General features: G+C 60.8%; 8 protein-coding genes and 2 pseudogenes. 1 reads left to right on the forward strand and 9 read right to left on the reverse strand.

Features of this window, described 5'->3' with window-relative positions; all coding sequences use genetic code 11:
• The first annotated feature begins 50 nt into the window (after nt 1-50).
• Nucleotides 51-1,004: a LysR family transcriptional regulator gene (locus HUU99_RS05910; RefSeq protein WP_174285655.1), complete on the forward strand. Its 954-nt coding sequence runs from the start codon at nt 51-53 to the stop codon at nt 1,002-1,004.
• Here the strand turns inward: HUU99_RS05910 and HUU99_RS05915 are convergent.
• The 9 genes and pseudogenes from HUU99_RS05915 to HUU99_RS05950 form a co-directional block, all read right to left on the reverse strand.
• On the reverse strand, nt 1,001-1,183 hold the full coding sequence (locus HUU99_RS05915) for a helix-turn-helix domain-containing protein (RefSeq protein ID WP_302479974.1): 183 nt from the start codon (nt 1,181-1,183) through the stop codon (nt 1,001-1,003). The genes HUU99_RS05910 and HUU99_RS05915 overlap by 4 nt on opposite strands.
• 112 nt (nt 1,184-1,295) lie before the next feature.
• The gene (gene ltrA, locus HUU99_RS05920) at nt 1,296-2,618 is read right to left on the reverse strand and encodes a group II intron reverse transcriptase/maturase (RefSeq protein ID WP_174285657.1); all 1,323 of its coding nucleotides are present in this window, start codon (nt 2,616-2,618) and stop codon (nt 1,296-1,298) included.
• Nucleotides 2,619-3,395: 777 nt separating this feature from the next.
• Entirely contained in the window at nt 3,396-4,322 is a 927-nt protein-coding gene (locus HUU99_RS15700; protein WP_368039927.1) for a TrbI/VirB10 family protein, read from the reverse strand.
• 12 nt (nt 4,323-4,334) lie between these two features.
• Nucleotides 4,335-4,859, reverse strand: a pseudogene (locus HUU99_RS15520) (IS110 family transposase); the annotation flags it as partial.
• A 52-nt stretch (nt 4,860-4,911) separates the two neighbouring features.
• Nucleotides 4,912-5,730 (reverse strand): annotated as a pseudogene (gene tnpC / locus HUU99_RS05930) (IS66 family transposase); the annotation flags it as partial.
• Nucleotides 5,731-6,018: 288 nt separating this feature from the next.
• Nucleotides 6,019-7,593 carry an AMP-binding protein gene (locus HUU99_RS05935; RefSeq protein ID WP_174285659.1) on the reverse strand — a complete coding sequence of 525 codons (1,575 nt, stop codon included), beginning with the start codon at nt 7,591-7,593 and terminating at the stop codon, nt 6,019-6,021.
• Nucleotides 7,586-8,617, reverse strand: coding sequence for an NAD(P)H-dependent flavin oxidoreductase (locus HUU99_RS05940; RefSeq protein ID WP_217430792.1), 1,032 nt, complete (start codon nt 8,615-8,617; stop codon nt 7,586-7,588). Before HUU99_RS05940 ends, HUU99_RS05935 begins: the two co-directional genes overlap by 8 nt.
• Before the next feature lie 55 nt (nt 8,618-8,672).
• Nucleotides 8,673-10,346, reverse strand: a complete 1,674-nt coding sequence (locus HUU99_RS05945) for a tannase/feruloyl esterase family alpha/beta hydrolase (RefSeq protein ID WP_217430793.1) — start codon at nt 10,344-10,346, stop codon at nt 8,673-8,675.
• Complete coding sequence (locus HUU99_RS05950; RefSeq protein WP_217430794.1) at nt 10,294-12,543, reverse strand: TonB-dependent receptor; 2,250 nt, start codon at nt 12,541-12,543, stop codon at nt 10,294-10,296. The genes HUU99_RS05945 and HUU99_RS05950 overlap by 53 nt, the downstream gene beginning before the upstream one ends.
• Between the last annotated feature and the right edge of the window lie 50 nt (nt 12,544-12,593).

The raw sequence follows: 12,593 nt of genomic DNA on the forward strand, positions 1-12,593 counted from the left end.
GCTACCGCGCCATGATTAACGTGTCTGCCCTCGTTATAGCGAGGCGCTGAATGTCCATAGGCGCAAAAGGGAAGAATCGTCTCCAGCGGACGCGCCCCGACTTTGCGCACCTAGAGGCCTTTTTGAAAGTCGCTGAGACACGCAGCTTCGCTGAGGCAGCGCGCCAACTCGGCGTCAGCCAGCCGGCGGTGAGCCAGACAATCGCGAAGCTCGAAGAGAGCTACGGCGGCGACCTGTTCGAGCGACGCCGCGGGGCACCCGTCGCGCTGACCTTGATGGGCCGCGCGATCCTTCCAAAAGCCAAGCTGCTCCTTTTCATGGTCGATACGCAGATCGACCGCGCCGTCATGATCGCGCAGAGCATGGCCGGCTCGCTCACGATCGGCTTTACTTCCGGGCTGGCCTCCGGGCCGCTGCGTGCGGGCATTGCCGAGTTTCACGGGTCGCGTCCCGACGTCGAGCTTCGCTTCGTCGAAGGATCTCCGAACGAGCTGTACCGGCAGCTGAACGAGCGGACCCTCGATATCATGTTTTCCGGACTTCTTCCCAGTCTTGGCGGCGGCCCAAACGTACAAGAGCGACTCTGGGACGATCGCCTCTTTGTGGCTCTCAGGGAAGATCACCCCCTTGCCGCCAATGACAGCCTGCGCTGGGCCGATGTATCGACCCTACCGATCATCCTGCCCGCGCATCATGGCGACCTGTCCTACTACCGGACGATAGCCGCCCGCATGGGCGATTTGCCCTTCGAGTGTGTCTCACACGACGTGTCTGCCGGGGCGATTATGGACCTGGTCAATCTTGGCCTCGGCGCCACGATCGTCTGCACGTCGGCTACTGTCCCTCATGCCGGCATCGGCTATCGCCCCATCGTCGACAGCAATGCGCTGATCGCCGCCGAGGCGATCTGGCCAAAGGACGACCGCAATCCGCTTCGCCACCGCTTCCTCGTCTGCATCCGCAAGCACGCCAGCAGCGAGTGGACGACGCGCAGTCCGAGCTAGCGCGACTCCCCAAGCGGAGTGATAAGGTCGCAAGGACTGACGTCGAGCGCCGTCGCGAACGCGCCAAGCAGCGTCACGCTCGGCGACACTTTGCCGCGCTCGATCGAGCCCAGATAGCGAAGACTGATACCCAGCACGTGCGCCATCTCTTCCTGGGTGCGCCCGCTATCGTTCCGTATCCGGCGGAGATTCGGTAGAGTCGAGGACGGGCGCGGTCGCTGTGCGCCGTTTCCCGTCCCCGCTCATCAAACCGGACGTGCCGATTTCCGGCATCCGGCTTTCCGACTGGCTTCACCGCCCAGCTTTCGGTGGTGGCCCGATGTGAGCATTCCGAAGCCGCATTACGCCGCCATCCCCGTAGACATAGTCATAGGAGAAGCGGCGGTTGCCGCGCCCCGGCACATGGTGCCGCCGCACAAGGAAATGCCGAACGCTTTCATAGACGTGGTGATCGACCGCCCGATACGCCTGCAAGCGGGTGCCGTAGCTGAAGTAGGCCGACCAGCCGCGCAGAAGGCGGTTGAGCCGGTTCCTCACATCAGGCCAGGTGCCCATATCGCCGGGCACCAGAAGATCGCCCACCTTGTCCTTGAGACGCTGGACACTTTTCCGAGATGGGCTTGCGCCCAGATACCAGTGACCGTCCTTGCGAAAATACTCGGGGCCAAAGGTATATCCAAGGAAGTCGAAATGCTCCTGACGGGCGTTCCTCACCGAGGTATTGGCCTCGTTGAGGGTGAGCCCGAGCTTGGTCATCACCGCTTTCGTCCACGCCAGCGCCTCCTCCGCGCAACCGCGGCTGAGGATGACGAAGTCGTCGGCATAGGCGACAACATGGGCACGGAACGCTTCGCTCCGATCGGTCTGACGCCAGTGTTTCAGGAACCGGTTCATGTAGATGTTGGCCAGCAATGGGCTCGCGACGCCGTCTTGCGGCGTACCCCGCGTTGCTTTGCGACCACCATGCATACGCCGCTTCCCGTTGCCATCCCTCTCCTCGATAGGCGACTTGAGCCACATCTTGATGAGATGCAGCACATGCCTGTCGACGACCCTGCGGGCCACGGACCTCAGAAGGTCCGAGTGCGGAATGCTGTCGAAATAGCCCGACAGATCGGCGTCTACCACGTCGGTGTAGCCCCGGCAGATAAGCCGGTGCACTTCCTTGATCGCCTGACCACCGCCCCGATTGGGTCGATAGCCATAGGCGCTGTCCTCGAAATCCGCCTCGAAGATCGGTTCAAGCACCAGCTTGGCAGCGGTCTGGACAACACGGTCCCGAATGGTCGGAATACCGAGCGGTCGTTCACCACCTCCAGGCTTGGGAAGCATGACCCGACGCACCGGCTGTGGCCGATACGTTTCCGCGACGAGTTCCTCGCGCACGCCCTCCAACCACTCCTGCGCGCCCGCCGCCTCAATCCGTTCGAACGTCACCCCGTCCACACCCGGCGAACCTGCATTGGCGCGGGCGAGCCGGTAGGCATGGTGCAGAATGTCGTCGCGACAGATCTTGTCGTAGAGGACGTAGAAGCGGAAGGCAGGCTCCGCCTTCGCTTTACAATACAGCTTTCTCTGAAGAGTCCGGATCTTATCAGGCGTTTGCAGGCTCATCGCCAATCACCTCCACCTCATCATCGTCAAAAGCACACCAGAAGTCAGGGTCCTTCCCTCCACCGGCATTACCCGGCCTCAGCAGTACTATGACCCTGTCCGACCCCCGCTCCGAACCGACGCGCCAAGCACGCCGTTGAGGCCGCTACCCCCGCCCGGGACGGGTCTCCCCCGATTACCCGCATCACCATTCCAGCGTGCCGTGCCCACTACCCCGGCGGATCGAGCGGGTGCGCTCGTCGATTTCTTCCCCGCTCGTTCTGCCTTCCCCGTTATTCAGGCGGGTCGGCATCCGCATCATCACTTTCGAGGCCTGCTCAGGCTTCACACGTTACGGCCCGCTGGATTGCTCAACCGCCCAAAGCGGCCTTTGTCACGAGGCTTCGGCCCGACCGGTCACCCGGCAAAGCCGCTCGTCAGCTACCAGACCTATCGACAACTATCTGGGTGGAACCTCCCTCCACTGGTGTTACGCGCCGTCGGGGCGCACTGGATAGAACGAGCTTGAGATCCATCCACCACGTGATCACAGCGCCGGCACGATCGTTCTAGGAACGATCGTGCCGATTCGTTATGGACGGCCAAGCGCGCTATCTGGTGGAAAGAACATGGCGGAGCGGTCAAGAATGGGTGATCAACGTCGCGAAGAGGCGGAGCGTCTGATCATGCTTGCGAGGGGATTGCTCAACCGACCCCAAAGGAGCTCGCAGTCATCCATCTCGATCAAGCTGTCGAAGTCCTCCACCTCGTGATCGAAGAAGAGCGCGCGCAGTCGCGCTAGCGCGATTGATTTGTGCGAGTCTCCGACCAGGGCGCGAGCACCAGGTCACGGCTCACCAGCACACGTACCCGCGCGCCAGGCCGCACCGTGATCGTCGGTTGCACATCGAGCTGACGCGACACGATCTTGTCACCGGCAGTCTCGACGGAACGGCCTGCGCTTTCGCGGATTGCAAAAGCTATGTCGGCGTTGTTGCCGCCCGCCGTGGCCGCGTTCGCGCCCACACCGAAGAGCGTCGAGAGCAGTCCCGCGGTCAGCAGCTTGCCGGTATGGTTGTTGACGCGATCCGCGAACCCCGACTGGCCAGCGCCATCGGTCCCAATCATCCGATCGAGATCGATCGAGCGTCCGTCGGGCAGGATCATGCGCGTCCACACGACCAGAGCGCGCGATTGGCCGTAGCTCACCCGCGCATCATATTCGCCCATCAGGCGCGTCCCCTGCGGGATGAGACGCGCCTTGCCGGTCGCGCTATCGAACACGTCTTCCGTCACTTGAGCGACCACCTGGCCGGGCAGGTCGGAGGCCAAGCCCCTCATCAGCGCCGCCGCGATCGTGGAGCCCGCCAGCACGACGTACCGGCCAGCAGGTTCCTCCAGCCGACCGCCGTTAACGGCCGGCGCCACTCGCCCGCTCCCGGCCAGAAACGCAGCCTTCCGATCCTGAACATCGGCGGCGCTTGTCGAACCAGCGTTTCCGTTTGCGACTGCCGTCGGCGTCGCGGCAGCATCCGCCGTTTCCGGTGACTGACGAACACCATCGCTGGCGAACAGCTTGCTCCCTCGGGCACTCTCCTGCCGCTGACGCCTTTGCTGAAGCGTAGCCTTCCGCTCGCCATCGGCTGGTGTATCCGCCTGCGGCTCGGACGCGGACGATGATGGGAGCGTTGCCGATCCAGGCATTTCGGTGCCGGGCGGCGGCATCTTGCTCGCCGCTGCGCGTTCAGGAATGGCTTCATCCGCCGCTATGCGATCGAGGAGTGGTATGACGCGACATGCGCCCGTTGCTGCTGTAATGCCGAACTCGGCGCCATGTCCCCGTATGGCATTGACGAGCTGGGTGCGTTTCTGGATGAGCCTTTCGCGCACACTCATCAACATAAGAGCGGCTTGTTGGTCAGCAGTCTTGGCAGGGACGAAGCGCATCGTAGGGCGGCTCATAGCTTCGCAAAGGGCTTCTGCATCCGCCGCGTCGTTCTTACCGCGCTTGACGTAGGGCTTCGCCAATTGCGGGGCGATCAGCTTGACCTCGTGCCCGAGCGAAGCGAGAAGGCGCGCCCAATGGTGCGAACTGCCGCATGCTTCGATAGCGACGACGGTGGGTGGCAGCTTCTCGAAAAAGCGCACCATTTCCCGACGCGTCAATTTCTTGCGAAGCACCGGCTTCTCCGATGCATCTACGCCATGCAGCTGAAAAACGTTCTTTGACGTGTCCATGCCTATGCGGGTAATTTGCTCCACGGGCGGCTCCCTCGATTGAGTCTTGCAACGACCTCACTCTGGCACATTGCGATGCCGTTGGGAGCCGTCCACCCCAACACGGCAGGAGCTCGTCGAGCCGGGTCGCGGGGTGGTCGGCGATGCGATTGAGCAGGTCGGTGATGTAGGCCTGGGGATCGAGGCCATTCATCTTGGCGCTTTCGATCAGCGTCATGGCGCGCGCAAGGGTTTCGGCGCCGGTCTCGGAGCCGGCGAATAACCAGTTCTTCTTGCCCAGGCATATGGGCCTAACAGCGCGCTCGGCGGCGTTGTTATCGATGGCGACGCGCCCATCATCGAGAAACAGGCTGAACGCGTGCCAGCGACCCAGGGCGTAGCGAAAGGCCTTCGCCAGGTCTCCCTTGGTCGAGATACGAGTGAGTTGCTTCTCGGCCCAGCTATGCAAAGCCTCGAGCTTCGGTTTGCTCAGTTCCTGGCGCACGGCGCGGCGGACGTCGGCAGGCTTGCCCGCGATCTCGCGTTCGATGTCGTAGAGTTGCCCGATACGCTCAAGCGCCTCGTGTGCGATCTCGGACTTTTGCGACGTCCAGATGTCATGAAAATCGCGTCGCCAATGCGCAAAGCAGGCCGCTTCCCGGAAGCGCGGGTTCCCATCCGCGCCGGGTTCATAGAGCTTCGCGTAGCCTTTGTAGGCGTCGGCCTGAAGAATGCCGCTCGCGTTGCCCAGATGGGCCAATACATGCTCGGCTTTCCAGTTGGGAGCATAGCGGTAGACGACCCCGGGCGGCGCGGTGCCGGCCCAGGGGCGCTGATCACAGACATAACCCCAGATCCGGCCTTGCATCACACCCTTGCCGATACCTTTGGCGCGCCGTTCCGGAGCGAGTACGCGGAAACCCTCGCAGCGCCCGCGAACGTCCGCGCTTCGACGACCTGCAAGAATGCTTCTAACTGGTAAAATTCCGGGCGTACCGCGACCCTCGACGGACCGATCATAGTCGACTCCAGATTTTCACTGTCGGACGTCGTCCAACCAGCACGGTCCAAGCGAACGAAAAGGACCGTTACTATCTGTCATGTGCTGAAAAGGCCCAGGCCGTGCCGGTCCGTTTGCCAAGTCACACCGATGAGCCAAAAATTGTCGCGGATATCCTAATGGAGCACCGAGCGGTGGCCGGCTTCAAAGCTCGACTTTCGAGCGGTTGCCGGCTGCGAGGACCGCCAGCTCTTCTCGAAGCCGTTTCTTATCGACCTTGCCGATGGAGGTAAGTGGAAGAGAATCGAGGAAAAAGAGATGCTTCGGCGTGTGAATCGCACCTTTGGACGCACGAACGTGCGCGGCGAGCTCGCGAGGGCTCGCGTGAAAGCCAGGTCGCCTCACAACAGCAGCCGTGACAGCCTCACCCCAGACTTCATCCGGCAAGCCAACGACAGCTGTGCTCCCGACACTCGGGTGCGTCGCAAGCGCATCTTCGACTTCCCGGGTGAACACGTTGAAGCCGCCGGTGATTACCATGTCTTTCAATCTGTCGACGACAAAGAAAAAGCCTTGCTCGTCAACCCTGGCTAGATCGCCCGTATGCAGCCAGTCATCTGCAAGCGTTTCCTCTGTCAACTCCGGCCGGTTAAGGTAGCCATCCATGATGGATGATCCGCGCGCGCAGATCTCACCAACTCTACCCGGCGCAACCTCCCTCCCTTCGTCGTCGCGTAAACTGATCTCGCAGTTGGCGACAGGCATGCCGCACGAGGCGAGACGGGTGAGATCAGTCGGATCGTGATCGCCTTTCCGCATTACCATGAGCGGGTATCCTTCGCTCTGGCCGTATAGTTGCGAAAAGACTGGACCGACCCGGTTGATCGCTTCGGCCAATCGACCAGGTAAGATCGTTGAAGCTCCATACATAACAAGCTGAAGCGAACTCAAGTCATGCCTTGCCAGCGATGGGTCATCCAGCATGCGATAGATCATCGTAGGGACTAAGAGAGTGCTCGTAATCGCCTCGCGAGCTATCACTTTCATCAAGTTCTCCGTATCAGCAGAGTTATCCATGAAGACTGTTCCGCCGAGCAATAGTACGGGGAGTATCTTGAAGCCGCTGACGTGGGAAACAGGGGTGATCGCTAAGTGTCGAGGACGCGCCGGGAATTCGAAAGACGCGAGGTTCGACACTGTCGTAGCCGCCAGCGTGGCATGGGAGCGTATTACTCCCTTCGACTTACCGGTTGTTCCTCCGGTGTACATGACCGACGCGATGTCGCTGGATATCGCGAGATCGCGCGCGGTGTCGGTGCCGACCTGTTCGACCGCTGCCGCGATGTCGATTCCGAGTCCAGGCCGCCCCCGCGAGAAAAGCTTCATCTCGGGATAGATACCGGCAAGGGCCTCGCCGCGTTCATGGTGCCGCAACCCATCGATGACGATCGCGTCGGCTGACGAGTCATCAAGCTGATGACAGTGATCACTTAAGGAGCCTGCCGGATGCAACCATGTTGTCGCGATCCCACTCGCCTGTGCGGCGGCCCCCAGGCACCAGATTAGCGGATCATTGCCACTCAAGATTGCGAGGCGCCGGCCAGAGATCAAGCCACTTGAGGCGAGCAGGCGCTGGAACCGGCCTACCAAGTCGAGCGTGGCGCGAAAACTAATCTCCTCCCGATCCGCACTGAATGCTATGCGGCTCGGCCAGCGGCGTAGCGCCCCCAGCAACTGGCTACTGACCGTGACAGCTTGAAGAATTGGCCGCTCAACCATTCTGGCGTCCGAGCATCGAGGACGTCGCAGCTCGCGCTGCACGATATTCGCCGAGGGTTTGCTCAATGAGTTCCGCCGCCGGCTGAATTCGGTCAACGCCGGACACGGAGTGGCCGGCGCTCCAGATATCGCGCCATCGCTTAATCAGTGACGGGCCCGCCTCCTGTCCCCACCGCCCGTCCGCGTCCGCCATGCTCACCTTCTCGTCCAAATTCGCCGGATCGAGACCGGCGGCGACGATCGAGGAGCGCAGCATGTTAGTTGGTAAGCCCGTGAAGGCGGACGTGAGCTGGACGTCGTCCATCGACGCTGCTAGGAGCATGTCTCGATATTCGGAAGCAGCACGGCTCTCGGCAGTAGCGATGAATTTGGTACCCATGTAGGCCAAGTCGCATCCTAATACTTGGGCCGCCCAGAGCGCAGCTCCATCGGCAATGCCGCCCGCGAGGATCAGCGGACCCGAGAAGAAGCTGCGGATCGATCGCGCGAAAGCAAGCGGGTTCATCCAACCGGTTTGGCCGCCCGCACCAGCAGATAGCAGGACCAAGCCATCCGCCCCCGCTTCGATCGCCCGCTCGGCGTGATGAAGCGTCGCAACGTCCGCAAGCACGAGACATCCGACATCGTGCAGCGGAGCAATAGCGGGGGATGGTGACCCCACGCTCGTGATGACGAGCTCGACCCGATGCCTCACCAGCGTTCCGAGGTCCTGATTAAGCCGCCCTTCCCGCATAATGAGATTCGGGCAGATCGGGGCTGTTGCTCGGCCCGTACGATCTTCGGCCGCAGCCGCCTGATCGTGCAGCCGCGCCAGCCAACCATCAAGTTCGTCCTCACTGCGGGCGTTGGCGGTGGGGAAGGCGCCGATGATGCCGCTTTCGCAGGCCACCCCTACCAGTTCCGGTCCTGAAATCCGGAGCATCGGTGCCGCAATGAGCGGAAGCCGCAACCGTGATGCGATCCGATGAGGTAGACCTTGCATCGCGATAGGTCCTGGCTGAGACTTGGCAAAATCGGCATCCACGGCCCAATCATTCGCACGGGGTTTCTGCCCGATTTGCGAGCTGCCTCCGGGAAGATCAGGCACAATGAAAGTTCGCAGCGTCGTTGAGATCGCCCTGGCCGGAGTAGGTCGCCTTTTTTGGATAAGCGCAGATCGGGCGCGACCGTATGATAGTCGATCCGCTCCGCTGTTCAGCACGGATCGCGTCCGGGGCGTGACCACTCTCGACCCACTTATCGAGCGCGCCGAGTGCATCGAAATGAGTAAAGCCATGCCCGAAATAGTCTCCGAACGGGCCGCAGTGCTGCACGCCGGGCATAAGAAAGAACCGAAATGAACCGTCAGTAGAGCGGTCCCACACCGTACCGTGCGTTTCCTGGGTTATACGTTGCGCTAAATCGACCGACATCTGCCACGGAATGATCGGGTCGGAGAGTCCCGCCCAGAGCAGAAGTTTGCCACCGCCTCGAAAAAAACGGCTGAGGTCGGTCTGATCGGCGTCAATCAACTCGCCGTAGCTTTGCTTCCAGCGCACGCCATCGCTGTCCGCACGAAAACTTGCCGGATCAACGGGTAAACCATCACGATCGAAATAGCGGTAGAACTGATAGCCGAGTACGAATCCGTGCGCGGCTCCCGGCCATGATGCCTTGTCCTCCTCGGGACCGACCGCCTGCCAGCGGCCGCCTGGGGCGGTACCGAAGATGTAGGCCGGCCAACCCAGCCCGTAGTCATCGCGGTCGCCGCCCGATAGTCGCGTCGCGTAGAGGCCCCGGCTGGCGTTAGCGAACGCTGGGTTCTGAAGCTCCTCAAGCGCCTCAATCTGGTGCGAGTTCAAGCAAGGCTTAGACTTTTTGGCGCCGCGGCATGAAAGCTCAGCAAGTCGCGGGTGGCAGCGCAGCGGATCACCGACAAGGCCATCCTGAATCCCGTCTAGCGTATCACACTGCCGAACCACCAGATCGTCAACAGCACGAAACTCCTCGTTCGATATCCAGGAGTCGGCGTGTCGTCGCACGATCCTGGTGTTCTCCAGCATCTGTGAGAACAGAGCGCTCCAATTCCAGGCTGGTGACTCCGAAATGATGCCATCGAACGTCGAGGGAAAGCGCTCAGCTTCGACCATTCCTTGGCGACCGCCGCCGGAGCAGCCCTGAAAATAGGCAAATTTTACAGCCCGCTCGTAGAGCATGGACGTGAGAAGCTTGAGGCGGCTCGCCGCCTCATGCATTGCAAGTTCGAAGAAGTCGATCTTCCGCGCGGGATCGTTGGCCGCCCAAGTGCCGTTGTTTGACCAAGGCGACGAGTGCCCAGTATCAGCAGAGGCAGTCGCATACCCGCGAGCGACGCCATATTCGAGGTCAGCCGGCTCGCCTGCGAATCCACCCACACCGAGAAATAGAAACTTCCCGTTCCAACGGGAAGGAAGGGCAAGCCGGAAGCCAACTTCTCCCCTGCCGGTGAAAGTCCCGGCCACCTCACAATAGCCCGATCCGCCTGTTTTTGGCTCAACCTGCTTGGTGCTAAGCCGCCCGATGTCAGGTCCGAGCGCCTTAAGAACTGTATCACGGTCGCACGAAATTGCGGGCGTCGTCGTCTGTGCCAAGGACGGACCGCTCGCCGTAGCGAGTGCGAGCGGGAGGCACACATACAACGCCAATATTTGCAGCTTAGCAGACATTGATCGGTCCTGTATTTCAATATTTAATTGAGAGGCGAACACCGTAAAGGCGCGGAGGTTGATAATCACTGTACAAGTGATTGGTCACGTTAATCATGCCGTTACGGACGATTTTATCTTCAAGGTTGTAGACAAAGCCCTGAACCGTCCATTTCGAAGATGGACTTGCGTATGTGAGCAAAAGGTCGGTACGAGTATAACCATTCACTCTATCTACCGGCAGGTTGAACTCGCGCAAAAAGACGAACGACTGGGCGTAGATCGCGGCCGATGGGGAAAGCGTGCCGCCATTGCCGAAGTGGAAGTCGTGGGTATATTGCACGCGACCGGAGAACCGGGGTGAGTTGATGAGCCGGTTGCCCGCCAAGCTCGGGAAGACGGCACCGGTCTGCTGGTCAACGGCGTTAGGGTAGCTCTCGAACGTAGCGTGTAGGTAGCTGAAGAAGCCCGATAGGCGGTCGGCAGAGGTCAGCCGCCAATCGGCTTCGGCCTCTACACCGTATATCTTGGCCTTCGCGGCGTTATCGATAATCTGCTGTACGCCTTTGATCTGCGTGACCTGCAGGTCCTTGTAGGGTGTATAAAAGCCAGCAAGATTGAGCCGGAGGTTGTTGTCCAGCAAGCGAGTCTTCAGCCCGATTTCGTAGTTTGTGTTCTTTTCAGGCCGGTAAGTGCGATTTCCTACGCCGACGATCTCGTTGACACCGCCGGCCTTGAAGCCCGACGTGGCGGTAGCATATGCAGTTGTTGTCGCGCTAAAATCATACTGCAGTCCAGCGCGATAGGTGACATCCGAGAAGCGGCCGGTCGCCGGATCGGACGGGGCGATCGCGCAGCCCATCGGCACGGGCTGCAGCAGAACCGGCAGCGGCGTTCCGCCCGGACAGAAAGCTTGGCGGGTGCCGTTAAGTGGTAGCTGTCGGCGTTCACTGCTGTACCGCAGTCCCGCAATCACCTGTAGCTTACTTGTGGCCGAGAAGGTCGCTTGGTCAAACACTCCCCACGCGGACCCATGCAGAAATGGTCCGGTGGGATTACCGCTCGCGAAGCCAAGATTCAGGTCGAAGATGTCATAGGCTTCGTTAGCGAACTCGGTCTGATGAAAATAGGTCGCACCGGCAACGTTTTGTAGACGACTGTCTTTATAGCTCAGATTCACTTCATGATAGGTGCTGTCGCTCGATCCGTGGCGATCTCCGTCTAGCGCCGGGGTCAATGAGCCCGCATTCGTGAAGTCGAACTTTACATCTAGATGCTGGTAACCAGCGACGTAGGATAGCGTGAACGGATCGAACGAGAAGCTCATCGTCGAGCGAAGGAGCAAGTTCGACAAGTGTTGGTCGGGGCTGATCGTCTCGGTAATCACCGGATGGTAGTATGGGTTGCGGTGATCAATCGGCTGGCCGTCGGGGCCGGTGTCGAAGAGAGCGCCGGGCGTGCCGTTCTGCTCTGAGCCGTCGACGGCCACGCGCCAGGAAAAGCGGCTGCTAGGGGTCCAAAGCGCGACTATTCGACCGTTGCGATCATCGGCTCGGCCGTAACGGTCTGAAACCGACGAACTGTTATTGAACAACCCATCGTTGCGATGGAATGCGCCGGCAAACCGCACCGCGAGAGAGTCGGTGACTGGAACGTTAAGTACAACCTCGGTGCGGAGGTCATTGAACCGACCATAGGAAACCTCGGCTGACCCGCCAAACTCGTGTACCGGGTCGTTGGTGATCACATTCACGTTGCCGCCGGTAGCGTTGCGACCGTAAAGCGTACCTTGCGGGCCGCGCAACACTTCCACACGGGAGACATCGAGAAGATCGCCGCTCAGTCCCTGGGTTCGGGCGATGTACATCCCGTCGATGTAGGTGGCGATTGCCGGGTTGCCGCTCGAGTTGAAATCGGTGTTGGTGATCCCGCGGATGGTGACCTGGACCGATCCGACGAATGATGCAGTCTTGATTTGGAGCCCGGGAGTGGTCGAGGTCAGGTCACGGAGCCCGACCACGCCCTCAGTTTTCAGCGTAGCGCCTGTGAGTGCCGTCACTGCGATAGGAGTACGGCTCACAGACTCCGACCGCTTATTTGCGGTGACCACGATGTCGCCTTGTGCCGGATCAGCCGTTGGCGCGACCACGGGTGCGGCAGACGCTTGCCCCTCCGGAAGAGCTCGAGACGGCGATGAAGGGGATGACGCGGCTGATAACGTTTGTGCGGCAACGGGTCCAGCGGAAATGCTACTCGCCGCCAACAGAGCAAACGCCGATCGCTTCATAACCCCTCCTCCTCATGGCCGCTATGCTGCGGCTCGCTGTTGAGGCTCCC

Source organism: Sphingomonas bacterium, assembly GCF_903642285.1.
In the GTDB taxonomy this organism is placed as follows: Bacteria; Pseudomonadota; Alphaproteobacteria; order Sphingomonadales; family Sphingomonadaceae; genus Sphingomonas.